The 13,500-nt window shown below is 60.1% G+C and carries 13 protein-coding genes; 7 read left to right on the top strand and 6 right to left on the bottom strand.

Features of this window, described 5'->3' with window-relative positions:
* Positions 1-146 precede the first annotated feature (146 nt).
* The 4 genes from trpB (at position 147) to E8L22_RS00390 (ending at position 4,821) form a co-directional block, all read left to right on the top strand.
* Positions 147-1,337, top strand: coding sequence for a tryptophan synthase subunit beta (gene trpB / locus E8L22_RS00405; protein WP_136523328.1), 1,191 nt, complete (start codon positions 147-149; stop codon positions 1,335-1,337).
* 243 nt (positions 1,338-1,580) lie between these two features.
* Positions 1,581-2,273, top strand: a complete 693-nt coding sequence (locus E8L22_RS00400; protein WP_136523327.1) for a transglycosylase SLT domain-containing protein — start codon at positions 1,581-1,583, stop codon at positions 2,271-2,273.
* A 98-nt stretch (positions 2,274-2,371) separates the two neighbouring features.
* Positions 2,372-2,866 carry an LEA type 2 family protein gene (locus E8L22_RS00395; RefSeq protein WP_136523326.1) on the top strand — a complete coding sequence of 165 codons (495 nt, stop codon included), beginning with the start codon at positions 2,372-2,374 and terminating at the stop codon, positions 2,864-2,866.
* A 56-nt stretch (positions 2,867-2,922) separates the two neighbouring features.
* A complete protein-coding gene (locus E8L22_RS00390) occupies positions 2,923-4,821 on the top strand; it encodes an ABC-F family ATP-binding cassette domain-containing protein (protein WP_136523325.1) in 1,899 nt (632 codons plus the stop codon).
* A 136-nt stretch (positions 4,822-4,957) separates the two neighbouring features.
* On the opposite strand, the gene E8L22_RS00385 is transcribed toward E8L22_RS00390, so the two are convergent.
* The 5 genes from E8L22_RS00385 to E8L22_RS00365 form a co-directional block, all read right to left on the bottom strand.
* Positions 4,958-5,665, bottom strand: coding sequence for a DnaA/Hda family protein (locus tag E8L22_RS00385; RefSeq protein ID WP_136523324.1), 708 nt, complete (start codon positions 5,663-5,665; stop codon positions 4,958-4,960).
* A gap of 15 nt (positions 5,666-5,680) precedes the next feature.
* Positions 5,681-6,697: a Holliday junction branch migration DNA helicase RuvB gene (gene ruvB / locus E8L22_RS00380; RefSeq protein ID WP_136523323.1), complete on the bottom strand. Its 1,017-nt coding sequence runs from the start codon at positions 6,695-6,697 to the stop codon at positions 5,681-5,683.
* Between the two features lie 572 nt (positions 6,698-7,269).
* Positions 7,270-7,872 carry a Holliday junction branch migration protein RuvA gene (gene ruvA / locus E8L22_RS00375; RefSeq protein WP_136523322.1) on the bottom strand — a complete coding sequence of 201 codons (603 nt, stop codon included), beginning with the start codon at positions 7,870-7,872 and terminating at the stop codon, positions 7,270-7,272.
* Positions 7,873-7,948: 76 nt separating this feature from the next.
* Positions 7,949-8,443, bottom strand: coding sequence for a crossover junction endodeoxyribonuclease RuvC (gene ruvC, locus E8L22_RS00370; protein ID WP_136523321.1), 495 nt, complete (start codon positions 8,441-8,443; stop codon positions 7,949-7,951).
* 120 nt (positions 8,444-8,563) lie between these two features.
* Positions 8,564-9,307 carry a YebC/PmpR family DNA-binding transcriptional regulator gene (locus E8L22_RS00365; protein ID WP_136523320.1) on the bottom strand — a complete coding sequence of 248 codons (744 nt, stop codon included), beginning with the start codon at positions 9,305-9,307 and terminating at the stop codon, positions 8,564-8,566.
* A gap of 141 nt (positions 9,308-9,448) precedes the next feature.
* On the opposite strand from E8L22_RS00365, the gene E8L22_RS00360 reads away from it, so the two are divergent.
* The 3 genes from E8L22_RS00360 to E8L22_RS00350 all read left to right on the top strand — a co-directional run bounded on the left by E8L22_RS00360 (position 9,449) and on the right by E8L22_RS00350 (position 11,681).
* On the top strand, positions 9,449-9,814 hold the full coding sequence (locus tag E8L22_RS00360) for a hypothetical protein (protein WP_136523319.1): 366 nt from the start codon (positions 9,449-9,451) through the stop codon (positions 9,812-9,814).
* A gap of 129 nt (positions 9,815-9,943) precedes the next feature.
* A complete protein-coding gene (locus E8L22_RS00355; RefSeq protein ID WP_136523318.1) occupies positions 9,944-10,933 on the top strand; it encodes an NAD(P)H-quinone oxidoreductase in 990 nt (329 codons plus the stop codon).
* Positions 10,934-11,069: 136 nt separating this feature from the next.
* The gene (locus E8L22_RS00350; RefSeq protein WP_136523317.1) at positions 11,070-11,681 is read left to right on the top strand and encodes a MarC family protein; all 612 of its coding nucleotides are present in this window, start codon (positions 11,070-11,072) and stop codon (positions 11,679-11,681) included.
* Positions 11,682-11,764: 83 nt separating this feature from the next.
* Here the strand turns inward: E8L22_RS00350 and E8L22_RS00345 are convergent, their stop codons facing one another.
* On the bottom strand, positions 11,765-13,399 hold the full coding sequence (locus E8L22_RS00345; RefSeq protein ID WP_136523316.1) for an ABC-F family ATP-binding cassette domain-containing protein: 1,635 nt from the start codon (positions 13,397-13,399) through the stop codon (positions 11,765-11,767).
* Positions 13,400-13,500 lie beyond the last annotated feature (101 nt).

The raw sequence follows: 13,500 nt of genomic DNA, 5'->3' as shown, positions 1-13,500 counted from the left end.
TGTAGCCCAAAGCCTAAAATAAGGCAAAGAGAAACGCTTAAAAGTGAGTAACGGCGGGGGGTTGTCTGTGGGTGTCGGTCTGTAAGCTTGCAATTTATCGACAAATAGTCTATTATGTCCCCCTTATACACCGACTGGAGGCAACCTTGGACACGCCTGACCACACTGGACACTTCGGCCGTTTCGGCGGCAGATACGTCTCCGAAACGCTCATGCCGGCCTTGCTCGAACTCGAGAAGGCGTACAACCATTTTCGCAACGAAAAGGGGTTTCAGGATGAGTTCGCCTACTACATGCGTCAGTATGTCGGGCGTCCGAATCCTCTCTACCTGGCCGAAAAGCTGACCGCGAAGATGGGCGGAGCGAAGATATATCTGAAGCGCGAAGACCTCAATCACACCGGCGCGCACAAGGTGAACAACACCATCGGCCAAGGCCTTCTCGCCAAGCGGATGGGGAAGAAGAAGGTGATCGCGGAGACAGGCGCCGGCCAGCACGGCGTGGCGACGGCGACCGTTGCGGCCCTTTTCGGCATGGAGTGCGAGGTCTTCATGGGTGAAGAGGACATCCGCCGCCAGTCGTTGAACGTGTTCCGCATGAAGCTTCTGGGCGCCAAGGTGACCCCGGTGAGCTCCGGCACCGCGACCCTCAAGGACGCCATGAACGAGGCGATGCGCCAGTGGGTGACCTACGTGGAGGATACCTTCTACATCATCGGCACCGTCGCGGGACCCCATCCCTATCCGGTCATGGTGCGCGACTTCCAGTCCATCATCGGCCGAGAGGCGCGCGAGCAGCACCTGGAGGCCGAAGGTCGGCTTCCCGACTACCTGATCGCCGCCGTGGGCGGGGGGAGTAACGCCATCGGGCTCTTCCACCCCTTCGTCAACGATGCAAGCGTGCAGATGATCGGCGTCGAGGCCGCGGGTTACGGCATCGAAAGCGGCAAGCATGCCGCTCCGCTCTCCGCCGGCAGCGTCGGCGTGCTGCACGGCAACAAGACGTACCTTTTGCAGGACCAGTACGGACAGATCGCCCACGCCCATTCCATTTCCGCCGGACTGGACTACCCGGGGGTCGGCCCTGAGCACTCTTACCTCAAGGAGATCGGCCGGGCGAGCTACGTCTCGGTCACCGATGATGAGGCACTGGAGGCGTTCCAGGTACTAACACGCGAGGAGGGGATCATCCCCGCCCTGGAGTCTTCCCACGCCGTGGCTCACGCACTGCGTCTGGCTCCGACACTTTCTACCAACGAGAGCATCGTCGTCTGTCTGTCGGGCAGGGGCGATAAGGACATCCATACCGTGGCTGATGTTATGGGGGTACAGCTTTAACATATTAAAATTTGAGGCTTTAGTGGGGGAGGGCCGCACTGGCGGGCCTCCCTTCTTATTTCAACTGATTGCAAAATATTAATGCGAGACTTGCAATGTAGTCGGAATTGATTACACTAGAACACCTCTGGTTGGCGATGAGCCAATGCGATTCTAGAGAAAGGAGATGATTGGCGCGGGCTTCACTACCGACATTTAGTATCACTACCTAAAGCCGGCAAAAGCCATATCACAAAATCGATCATGAAAAGAAAAATTGTAGTGCTGGTCGCGGTGCTTCTGATGACGGCATCGTGCGATCAGTCCCACCTGCAACAGGCGCAGGTTCCGGTGACTCCGTCGGTGTCTGAGTCGGACCGGGCGCTGTTGACCTGGGCCGAGGGGAGCGAGAAACAGGGAGATGAAAAGGCTCCCTCTGCTCCTACGACCGTGCAGATGGACCTCCCGAAACAGACCGAATTGGACGGGAGGAAGAAGCTGGTTCCCGCAATCTACGCCACCTTTGCCCGCAGGACGACCCCTGCAAGGGCCAAGTGGCTAGCGGAAATTTGCTATGAGAAGACGGAGGGAACCATTTTCACGCCGCTGGATTTGGCCGAGATAGCTCTGGCGGAAACCGGCGGGCACAAGCTCTCATCGAGAGCGGTATCATCCAAGGGTGCCCTTGGGGTGTGGCAGTTGATGCCGGAACGGGCCGAGAGCCACGGCTTCACGCCGCAGGACATGTGGGACGACGAGAAGTGCGCTGAGGCGGCCGTGAAGGAGCTTTACGAGAAGCTCGACATGGCCAGTGGGAACAAGGCACGTGCGAAAAGGCTCTACTGTGGAACGGGGCCGGCTGCCAGAGCCTATGACAAGATCCGCAAGCGCTTCCGCACGGAGATACTGCGGGAGATGCAAAGGGGCATGCTGATGCAGGTTGCCAGCAACCGATAGTCCTTTTGCTGTTTGAGCAGACGTTGTGCTATAGTGGGCGGGTTCCTTTCGGGACCCGCCCGCTTTGTTTTCACCAATCCCTTTTCCAGGAGTCAGTTTTGAAGAAACTTGCTTTGCTGCTGTTGCTGTTAGTCGTTCTTTCAGGGTGCAATACGCTGGTCAAGACGCCGGTAGTCATGATGCAGGACCTGAGTGTGGTTTCGGTTGATCCGGCCGGGGCCGGCATGGAGGTGTACCTGAGAGTGAAAAACCCGAACAACTTCGATCTGAAGCTCTACGGGTACAGTTATGACCTGAAGGTGATGGCGCTGCCGCTCGTGAAGGGGGGCGCACGCGAGGAGGTCAACTTCCCGGCCAACGAGGAAACGGACGTCCGCATCCCGATCCGCATAGCCTACGCCGACCTTCTGGAGATCCTGAAACGCAAGCCCGATCCGGACAAGATACCCTACCAACTGGCCGCCGGCCTCGACCTCGAGACCCCGCTCGGGCAGATGTCCGTCCCGGTGAAGCACACCGGCACCTACGCCATTCCGAAGCAGTACCGTCCGGCAGCCATCTTCGGCAAAATCGCCGACTTCTTCAGATTCTAGTATCTGATTAGCATCGCACGTGGGGCTACGGTCTTGCCCCTGCAGCCGGAGTTTTTATGAACGTTGTTGATATCACCGGGCTCTCCAAGAGCTTCGGTTCGCGGGTCCTTTTGGACGACGTGACCTTCGCCATCGGCGAGGACGAGCGGGTCGGGCTGATCGGCGCGAACGGCGCCGGCAAATCGACGCTCCTTACCATCCTCGCCGGACTGGAGGACCGCGACGGCGGCTCCATCGCCATGAAGCGCGGCGCCTCGGTAGGCTACCTGAGCCAGGAACCGGTTCTTGACGAGAAGGCCACCGTCGCCTCGGAGATAGAGAGCGGCCTCACCGCGATCCGTGCCGCCATGGCGAGCTTCAACGAGCTCTCGGAGAAGATGGCGGCGAATCCCCCCGACATGGATCGCCTCCTGGCGCGCCAGGGTGAACTCTCCGTCTGGATCGAGCATCATGGCGGCTGGAACACCGACCACCGCGTTCTCGAGATGATGACCCATTTGCAGCTACCCGACCCGCACCAGGTCATCGGCACCCTGTCCGGCGGCACCAAGCGCCGCGTTGCCCTGGCGAAACTTCTGCTGCAGGCCCCGGAACTTTTGCTTCTCGACGAGCCGACCAACCACCTGGACGCTGACACCACCCAGTGGCTGCAGGATCACCTGAAGGCCTACCCCGGCGCCGTAATGCTGATCACCCACGACCGGTACTTCCTCGACGAAGTGGTGACGCGCATGCTCGAGCTCGAGCGGGGGGGGATGATCTCCTATCCTGGCGGCTACACGAACTACCTGATCCAGAGGGAAGAGCGGCTCATGAACGAGGCGACACGCCGTTCGCGTCTTTTGAACCTTTTGCGTATCGAAACCGACTGGATCCGGCGCGGCCCCCCGGCGCGCTCCACGAAACAGAAGGCGCGTATCGACCGTTACCACGCCCTCGAGGATAGCCTCTCGGGACCGGCGCGCCGCGATCTGAAAATCGGCTTCAACACCGAGGAGGGGCTTGGTGGCACCATTCTGGAACTGGACGGGGTGAGCAAGGGGTTCGGCGCAAGAAAGCTCGTGAACCGGCTCTCCTTCGGCATGAAGCGTGGCGACCGGGTCGGGGTGATCGGCCCCAACGGCTGCGGCAAGACGACCCTGATCCGGATGATCATGGGGGAGGAAGAGCCGGACCAGGGAAAGGTCGTAGTCGGCAAGAAAACGCGCATCTCCTACTTCGACCAGCTGCGCGAGGTGCTCGACCCGAACCAGACCATCTACGACTTCTTCGGCGAGGGAGACTACGTCACCACGGCCAACGGCGAGAAGCGGCACAAGATCGGCTACCTCGAGGACTTCCTCTTTTCCCCAGAGGATAGAAGGCGCCCGGTCGGAAGCCTCTCCGGCGGTGAAAAGAGCCGCCTCATCCTGGCGCGGCTCATGCTGCAGGACTCGAACCTCCTGGTGCTCGACGAGCCGACCAACGACCTGGACATCCCGACCCTGCAGCTGCTCGATGCTTCCATCTCGTCCTTTCCCGGCTGTGTACTGATGGTCACGCACGACCGTTTCTTCCTGGACAAGGTGGCGACCGGAGTGCTTGCCTTCGAGGGGGAGGGGGAGGTGACCTTCTACGAGGGGAACTACGCGAACTACCGGGAGCGCCGGGAAGCGAATCGGCAGGCGGCCTCGGCGCTGCGCGTCGAGAAGAAGGAAGCCCAAGCGGTGAGGGTGGAGAAGCCGAAGAAGGGGCTCACCTATGCCGAGCGGATCGAGCTCGAGAAACTTGAGGTGAGCATCGCCACGCTGGAAAAGGAGTTCGCCGATGTGGAAGCGCTCCTCGGTGATCCTTCACGCTATGGCTCCGTTGAGGGGGGCATAGCCACCATCACCGCTGACTACGGCAGGCTCGAGGCGGAACTCGCCAAGGCTTTCGAGCGGTGGGAGGAGCTGGAAACGAAGAAAGGCAATTGACAACGGATGATTGACGATTGACAGCTGATACCTGCCCGGTCGATGACGCCGGGCTTGAAATGACAAAGGCTTCTGGAGATGTGATCTCTTCAGAAGCCTTAGTTTATTGATGCCTGGCGATCGTTCGGATGTGAGGTCAGCCGTTCTTGAAGATTTCCTTCGCGAGCCTCAGGCTCACCTTTCTCTTGGTGGCGATGGCGGTGCGGTTGATGGTCTCCAGCGCGTAGACCAGCGAGGGGATGTCGCGCCTCACCTTTAAAAGCATCTCGTCGATCACGTCGTCCGGCAGGGCCATCTGCCGGTCCTCGGCGAGCTTTTTCAGGATCATGCGTCTTGAATCGTCGTCGGAGACGTCCATGCGGGCGACGAGACCCCACAACAGGCGGCTGGTCAGGTGCCCGTCCAGGTTGGGAAGCTCCTTCGGCGGGGTGAGTCCGGAGATGACGATCTTTTTCCCGGCGCTATAGAAGGCGTTGAAGAGTTCCCAAAGCTCGACGCGAACCTCCTGGTTGTCGGGCAAAAGGTTCAAGTCGTCAAGGATGAGCGCATTGGCGCCGGCGAAGTGCTCGGCGAGCGGCGAGGGGCCTTCGTTGCGGAAGTCGCCGCGGTAGAGGGAAGCTGCGTCACGGAAGGAGAAGTATCTCCCGTCCAGGGCGACGGCAAGCGCGGTCAGAAGGTGGGTTTTCCCCGACCCCTCTGGACCGTAGACGTAGAGGAGGTTTTCCGCGTCGCTGCCCGAGGCGAGCCTTTGGGCGAACTGGTAGGCGGTCCTGTTGCCGCTGCAGACGACGAAGTTTTCAAATCCGAAGCGCGGGACGACGGGGAAATCGAAGATAAGCTGCATAGAACTCAATTCCCTCTAAAACAACTTGCCCTGCGGCGGCTCAGGTGCCACCCTGCCGAAGTGGCTGTAGGCGGCGGCGGTCGCGACGCGCCCCCTCGGGGTGCGGTTCAGGAATCCGTTCTGGATGAGAAACGGCTCGTACACGTCCTCGATGGTGTCGCTCTCCTCGCTGATGGCGGCCGAGATGGTGTCGAGCCCCACCGGCCCCCCGCCGAACTTGTCGATGATGGTCAGAAGGATGGCGCGGTCCATGTAGTCGAACCCCATGTCGTCGATCTCGAGAAGTGCCAGGGCCTGGTCCGCCACCTCGCGCGTGATCACGCCGTCGGCGCGCACCTGGGCGAAGTCGCGCACGCGGCGCAGAAGGCGGTTCGCGATCCTTGGGGTGCCCCGGCTCCTGCGTGCTAGCTCCATGGCGCCCTCCGGCGCGATCTCCATGCCGAAGATGCGCGCGGAACGGGTGATGATGAAGGCGAGTTCCTCGTGGGTGTAGAACTCCAGGCGTGAGATTACGCCGAAGCGGTCTCTAAGCGGTGAGGAGAGAAGCCCGGCACGTGTGGTGGCGCCCACCAGGGTGAACTTCGGGAGATCGAGCTTGATGGTGCGGGCGCTCGGCCCCTGCCCGATGATGATGTCGAGCTGGAAGTCTTCCATGGCGGGGTAGAGGATCTCCTCGACCACATGGGAGAGACGGTGGATCTCGTCGATGAAGAGGACGTCGTGCGGTTCCAGGTTGGTGAGGATGGCGGCGAGGTCTCCGGGGCGCTCGATCACCGGGCCCGAAGTTGACTTTATGTTCACCCCCATCTCGCAGGCGATGATGTTGGCGAGGGTGGTCTTGCCCAGTCCCGGCGGGCCGTAAAGAAGTACGTGGTCCAGCGCCTCGCCCCTGCCGCGCGCGGCGTCGATGAAGAGCCCGAGGTTCCCTTTCGCCTTTTCCTGCCCTACATAATCGGCCAGCGCACGGGGGCGCAGCGATGCCTCGAGGAGGTCTTCTTCGGTTCTCTCGGCGCTGATAAAGCGGGTGGTCATACCTCTCCTTCTTGCGGCTTTTGCCGCCTCTTAGCAGGGTGCCAAGGTATAACAGTTGGCGGTAAAGGTCAAGGGGGATGCCCGGTTACGTGGTGGAGGCAGAGCCGCCAAAACCGGTGGGGGAAGTTGCGCCTTTTCGTTTGGGGCTGGGGGCGTGACGCAGTTGGATTGGGAGGCAAGATTACACGGTTCGAACGGAATCACGCTATTCCACGTCAAAACTTCACTATTCCGGATGGGAATTGCACTGTTCCCGCTGGGAATTGCACTGTCCCGCATGGAAACTTCACTGTCCTGGACGGAAACTTCACTGTCCCGGACGGAAACTTCAATGTTCCGGCTGGAAACTTCAATGTTCCGGCTGGAAACTTCAATGTTCCGGCTGGAAACTTCAATGTTCCGGATGGAAACTCACTGTTCCGGACGGAAATTGCACTGTTCTGGATGGAAATTGCACTGTCCGGATGGGGATTGCACGGTTCTGGCCGGAATCTGACCTCTTTCCAGTCCGATGGCACTATTGGGAACGGATTAATTCCTCTCGTTGCCACGGATTCCGAACGAGACGCCTGCTATTTCATAAGGATTTTCAAGGCCTGCTTGAGGAGCGATTCGACGGTTACACCGTCTTCCGAGACTTTCAGCTCTGCGAGCGCCTTTTGAACGACGGATTCCTTGTAGCCGAGGTTGATCAGCGCGGAGAGAACGTCCTCGCGCACCTCCTGCTTCGCGGGAAGAGCGGCTCCCCCCGGCGCCGGATGTGCCATTCCGAGCTTCTTCATCTTTTCCTTTAGTTCCAGCACCAGGCGCTCCGCAGTTTTCTTTCCGATGCCGGGGATCGCCGAGAGCCGCGCGAGGTTGCCGTTCACCAGCGAGTCGGCAAGTTCGGCAGGCTCGCTGTTGGAGAGGATGCCGTTGGCGAGTTTGGGACCCACACCCGAGACCCCGATCAGGAGCTGGAAGAGTTCCTTCTCCTGGAGCGTGCGGAAGCCGTACAGGTTGATGGCGTCCTCCTTCACCGAGGTGTGGATCTGCAGCGTCGCAGCACCTCCCTCGGCGGGAAGGGCGTAGTAGGTGGAGAAGGGGATGAAGACGTGGTAGCCGACGCCGTTGACGTCCAGGATGACGTAATCGGGGGCCTTGTAGGCGATCTTGCCGGTCAGAAGGGCGATCATGGAAACCTCAATTGACAATTGGCAATGGACAATTGACAACGTGATGCTGCAGAGCGCGGCGTCTGCAGGTTGTTTTTTACCTCAGGCTTTTCAGCAGGGCGCCGATGCCGGCGGAGTGGGCGTGGCAGATGGCGACGGCCAGGGCGTCGGAGGCGTCTTCCTGGGCGATTTCCGGGAGGTTCAAAAGCGCCTTGATCATCTGCTGTACCTGCGCCTTTTCGGCACGCCCCGTTCCCACCACCGCCTGTTTCACCTGCATGGCGGTGTACTCGTGCACCGGGAGCCCCACGTTCACCGCGGCGACGATGGCCGCACCGCGTGCCTGACCGAGCTTCAGCGCGCTCATGGCGTTCTTCGCGAGAAAGACGTCTTCCACCGCCACCACTTCCGGCTGGTACTCGGCGATGATGGCGGAGAGCCCGGAGAAGATCTTCTCCAGCCGCTGCGGGAAGTCCTTCGCCTTGTCGGTGAAGATGGCACCGTTATCGATGTGTAGCAGGCGGTTGCCCTGCTTTGAGATGAGGCCGTAGCCGGTCTTGCGCGAGCCTGGGTCTATGCCGAGGATGATCATGGGAACCCGAAACGGACAGGATGCGGTCCGCTTGCCTTTGACGTTGAGAAAACAAAAACGCGGCGGGCGGAATTCTTCCGCGCCACCGCGCTCTTAGTACCACAAAACAACACGCCTTTGCTACATCATCTTTTCCATGTCTTCGGCGGAGATGTCGAAGTTGGCGTAGACGTTCTGGACGTCGTCGTTGTCCTCGAGACGGTCCATGAGCTTCAGCATGTTCTCTGCGTTCTTGCCGTCGAGCTTCACCATGGTCTGCGGGATCATGGTGATCTCTGCGGACTCCGCTTTGAAGCCGGCCGCTTCGAGTGCGGTCTTAACCTGGTGGAACGCGGTCGGGTCGGTCAGCACTTCGTACTGTTCTTCTTCATCCGTCACGTCGTCGGCGCCCGCCTCGATCGATGCCTCGAAGAGCTTGTCGAAGTCGGTGGCCTTGGAGAAGACCAGGAGCCCCTTCTTGTCGAAGAGCCAGGAGACGCAGCCGGCCTCACCCATGTTGCCGTTGCATTTGGAGAAGGTGCTGCGCACGTCGGAGACGGTGCGGTTGCGGTTGTCGGTCATGACCTCGACGAGCACCGCGGTGCCGCCCGGACCGTAACCTTCGTAGGTGGTCTCCTCGTAGTTGACCCCTTCCAGCCCCCCCGCACCCTTCTTGATGGCGCGCTCGACGTTGTCCTTAGGCATGTTCTCGGCCTTGGCCTTATCGATAGCAGTTCTCAGGCGCGGGTTCCCATCCGGGTCGCCACCGCCGAGTTTTGCGGCAACGGTGATTTCCTTGATCAGCTTGGTGAAAATTTTGCCGCGCTTGGCATCGGCGGCGCCTTTCTTGTGCTTGATGGTACTCCACTTATTATGGCCTGACATGGCTGCTTCCTTTCGATCGGTTGGTGATTGAAACGCCAGATACTATCATGCTCAAAATGCTGTTGTAAAGTGGGAAAATGACGGTTAAACTGTCTTGCCGAATTGATCTGGATAGGATTTCCATCCTGATAGGGAGAAAACATGAACAGGTACTGTCAGCCAATGAAAACTTTCCTGCCTATGCTTTTGCTGCTTTGCCTGGTTCTGACGGCCGGTTGTGCGAGGGTTGTCTTCACCGGCGATGGGCCACCCATCCTGTCGGAGGAAGAGGTGACGCGCCCCTACCAGAAGGTTGGGACCATAGAGGTGCACAGGACGCGGGACTTCACCGCCGAAGCCCTGACTCCGGCCGACTACAACTGGGCCTACGACGCCCTGCGTGCCGAGGCCGGCAAGATCGGAGCCGACGCCGTCATCAGCCCGGAGGTGAAGGTGGAGACGGAAACCTTCATCATCTTCCCGAGAAGCGAGATGACCGCGCGGGGAACCGCCATCAAATTCCGCTGATTTATTTCCTCCGCCTGAGAAAAATCCGTTGATTATCGGCGCCTGTTTTTGAGATAGTGTGTCGCCGTATACACTATCGCGGTCGGCGCGCCGGCTGCCATGAATTCAACACATACAGGAGGATGGCCAATGAAAGCGGTACTGATGGAAGGCTTTGGCGGGGTCGAGGTGCTCAAGGTAGGCGAGATGGAGAAACCGGCGCCCAAGGAAAACGAGGTGCTGGTGAAGGTCTACGCGACCTCCATCAACCGTCCCGACTTGGTGCAGCGCGAAGGGAAGTATCCTCCCCCGCCGGGCGATTCCGAGATCCTCGGCCTCGAGGTTGCCGGCGTGATCGAGGCGCTCGGCTCGGGCGTCACCGGCTGGAAGGTGGGTGACCGGGTGGTGTCGCTGGTAGGTGGCGGCGGCTACGCCGAGTACGCCGTGGCTTACGCGAACCACCTGATGGCGATTCCCGATACGGTCAGCTTCGAGGAAGCCGCCTGCATCTGCGAGTCCTACATCACCGCGTTTTTGAACGTCTTCATGATCGGCGGGCTGCAGGACGGCGAGACCGCGCTTTTGCACGGTGGCGGCGGCGGGGTGAACACCGCAGCGATCCAGCTCTGCAAGGCGCTCGCCCCCAACTCCAAGCTGATCGTCACCGCTTCCCCTGAGAAGATCGAACGCGTTAAGGAGCTCGGCGCGGACCTCGTGATCAACTTCCGCGAGAACCCGGATTTCACCGAGATCGTGAAGGAGTTCACCAGCAAGAAGGGGGTCGACGTGATCCTCGACCATGTCGGCGCCAAGTACCTCGGGCCCAACATGAACTCCCTGGGGTACAAGGGGAGGCTCGTCATCATCGGCGTCATCTCCGGCATCAAGGCGGAGCTGAACCTCGCCCTCATGATGGTGAAGCGCCAGCAGATCATCGGCAGCGTGCTCCGCTCCCGTCCCGTCTCCGAGAAGGGGGAGATCGCGACCGAGTTTGTGCGTCGCGCCATGCCGAAGTTCGCCGACCGCACCATCGTCCCGATCATCGAGAAGGTGTTCCCGATCGAAGAGGTGGTCGCCGCACACCGCATGATGGAAGAAGACAAACACTTCGGCAAGATCGTGCTGAAGGTAGCGCAATAGCGGAAACCTCCCCCTGACGGGGGGAGCTTGCAGGTGTCTGTAGGGGCGAATAATCATTCGCCCCTACAACTTTGGGCACCTCGACTGCTCCCTCTGTATGGATGGAGGTCCTACAAAAAAGGAGAGCAGTTTCAGGATGGAAGCTTATTCGGATTTTTTCTTCACCGTGTGGATCAGGTTCTTCTTCCTGCTGACTCCCTTCTTCGTCCTCTCCACCTTCCTTGCCATGACCCCCGAGCTCACCGCAAGGGAACGGCGCGCCACCGCGTTCCGGGTGACCCTCGCGGTCCTCGTTGCCTGCTTCGTCCTCTACTCCTTCGGGAACACGCTCTTCTCCCTCTTCGGCATCACGCTCGACTCCTTCCGGATCGGTGCGGGGAGCCTTCTTTTCCTCTCCGCGGTGCACATGGTGCACGGTGACGACAGCGCACCTACAAGCGAGAAGCGCGACGCCATCTCCGTGGTACCTCTTGCGATCCCGGTGACCGTCGGGCCGGGGACCACCGGCGCGCTCCTCGTCATGGGTGCGGAGGTGCAGCACAACTGGCAGGTCTTCGTGGGGCTTGCCGCACTCGCCATGGCGGTTCTGTGCGTCGGCATCCTGCTCGTGTGCGCCTCCTCCATCGAGCACATAGTCGGCAAGAAGGGGATCACCATACTGAGCAAGCTGACCGGTCTCTTCGTCGCCGCGCTCGCCGCCCAGATCGTCTTCACCGGGGTCAGGAACTTCCTGAAAGTGGGCGCGTAAAAGCTTTCCGCTTTCAGAATAAAAAAAGGGGGCTTCCGTAACCGGAAGCCCCCTTCGTTTTTCCTGCTTCTACTGCCTGACGACTACAGGCTGAGTTCGGCGTGGCCGTTGCACAGCCTCTCGCGCTCGGCGAGGACGTCGGCGTCCTCGAGGTAGTCGTCGAAGTTCATGTCGCGGTCGATGATGCCGCCCGGCGTGATCTCGATGATCCGGTTCGCCACGGTGGAGACGAACTCGTGGTCGTGGGAGGAGAAGAGCACCACCTCGGTGTAGGAGATGAGGCCGTTGTTCAGGGCCGTGATGGACTCAAGGTCCAGATGGTTTGTCGGCTCGTCAAGAATCAGCGCGTTCGCGCCAGCGAGCATCATCCTGGAGAGCATGCAGCGGACTCGCTCGCCGCCGGAGAGGACGCTGGTCTTCTTGGTCGCCTCATCGCCGGAGAAGAGCATCCTGCCCAAAAAGCCGCGCGCGAAGCTCTCGCCCTCGGTCGGCGGGGAGTACTGCCCCAGCCACTCGATCAGGTTCAGGTCTCCCTTGAAGTAGTCGCCGTTCTCCTTCGGGAAGTACGCGTTGGTTATGGTGATGCCCCAGCGGTAGGTACCCTCGTCCGGCTCCAATTCGCCCGCGAGGATCTGGAACAGGGTGCTCTTCGCGAGCGAATTGCTCCCCACGAAGGCGATCTTGTCGTTCTTCCTGACGATCAGGTCCAGGTCCTTGAAGAGTTGCACCCCGTCCACCGTCTTGGAAAGCCCCTTCACCTCGAGGATGATGTCGCCGCAGGGGCGCTCCGGCTTGAAGACCACGTACGGGTACTTGCGGGAGGATACCGGCATGTCCTCGATGGTGAGTTTCTCCAGAAGCTTCTTCCTGGAGGTCGCCTGCTTCGCCTTCGATGCGTTGGACGAGAAGCGCTGGATGAACTCCTTCAGTTCGGCGGCCTTGTCCTGGACCTTCTTGCTCTCGTCCTGGCGCTGCTTCAGGTTCAGTTGGCTCGCCTGGTACCAGAAGTCGTAGTTCCCGACGTAAACCTGGATGCGGCTGAAGTCGATGTCGGCTATGTGGGTGCAGACCTGGTTCAAGAAGTGTCGGTCGTGGGATACGACGATCACGGTATTCTGGAAGCGGTACAGGAAGTCTTCAAGCCATGCGATCGATTTCAGGTCCAGGTGGTTGGTAGGCTCGTCCAGAAGGAGCACGTCCGGGTTCCCGAAAAGGGCCTGGGCCAAAAGCACGCGTACCTTGTCACCCGCTTCCAACTCCTTCATCAGCTTGCCGCGCAACTCCTCGGGGATGCCGAGGCCGTTTAAGAGTACTGCGGCCTCGCTCTCCGCCTCGTAGCCGTTCATCTCGGCGAACTCGGCCTCCAGTTCGGCGGAACGGATGCCGTCCTCCTCGCTGAACTCCGGCTTCGAATAGATCGCCTCGCGCTCGGCCATCACCTCATAGAGTTTCTTGTGCCCCATGATGACGGTGTTGAACACGGTGTGCTCGTCGTAGGCGAACTGGTCCTGCTTCAGGACCGCGAGCCTACCCTTGCCGATCGAGATCTCCCCCTTGTCCGGGTCGATGTCGCCCGCGAGGATTTTGAGGAAGGTCGACTTCCCCGCGCCGTTGGCGCCGATGAGCCCGTAACAGTTGCCCGGGGTGAACTTTATGTTTACATCCTTGAAGAGCACCCTCTTGCCGTAGGAGAGGGTGACGTTTGATGCGCTGATCATGCGGTGCTCCTTCTGCGAAAAATGAAAAAACCACAGGGTTGCCTGTGGTCGCCAATCGTACACTTATAGCATCCCTTTCGCTCGCGGGGCAACGTATTTTT

Origin of the sequence: Geomonas ferrireducens (assembly GCF_004917065.1) — a bacterium.
GTDB lineage: Bacteria > Desulfobacterota > Desulfuromonadia > Geobacterales > Geobacteraceae > Geomonas > Geomonas ferrireducens.
Note: the sequence above shows the minus strand (reverse complement) of the source record. Positions and strands in the feature narration are given on the sequence as shown.

What these genes read in the sequence shown, in the direction of transcription:
- E8L22_RS00360 (WP_136523319.1), top strand. Translation starts at nt 9,449, where the DNA reads ATGAACAGGTACTGTCAGCCAATGAAAACTTTCCTGCCTATGCTTTTG.
- ruvC (WP_136523321.1), bottom strand. Translation starts at nt 8,443, where the DNA reads ATGATCATCCTCGGCATAGACCCAGGCTCGCGCAAGACCGGCTACGGC.
- E8L22_RS00350 (WP_136523317.1), top strand. Translation starts at nt 11,070, where the DNA reads ATGGAAGCTTATTCGGATTTTTTCTTCACCGTGTGGATCAGGTTCTTC.
- ruvA (WP_136523322.1), bottom strand. Translation starts at nt 7,872, where the DNA reads ATGATCGCCCTTCTGACCGGCAAGATCGCCTACAAGGCCCCCGATTAC.
- E8L22_RS00345 (WP_136523316.1), bottom strand. Translation starts at nt 13,399, where the DNA reads ATGATCAGCGCATCAAACGTCACCCTCTCCTACGGCAAGAGGGTGCTC.
- E8L22_RS00400 (WP_136523327.1), top strand. Translation starts at nt 1,581, where the DNA reads ATGAAAAGAAAAATTGTAGTGCTGGTCGCGGTGCTTCTGATGACGGCA.
- E8L22_RS00390 (WP_136523325.1), top strand. Translation starts at nt 2,923, where the DNA reads ATGAACGTTGTTGATATCACCGGGCTCTCCAAGAGCTTCGGTTCGCGG.
- ruvB (WP_136523323.1), bottom strand. Translation starts at nt 6,697, where the DNA reads ATGACCACCCGCTTTATCAGCGCCGAGAGAACCGAAGAAGACCTCCTC.
- E8L22_RS00365 (WP_136523320.1), bottom strand. Translation starts at nt 9,307, where the DNA reads ATGTCAGGCCATAATAAGTGGAGTACCATCAAGCACAAGAAAGGCGCC.
- E8L22_RS00385 (WP_136523324.1), bottom strand. Translation starts at nt 5,665, where the DNA reads ATGCAGCTTATCTTCGATTTCCCCGTCGTCCCGCGCTTCGGATTTGAA.
- E8L22_RS00355 (WP_136523318.1), top strand. Translation starts at nt 9,944, where the DNA reads ATGAAAGCGGTACTGATGGAAGGCTTTGGCGGGGTCGAGGTGCTCAAG.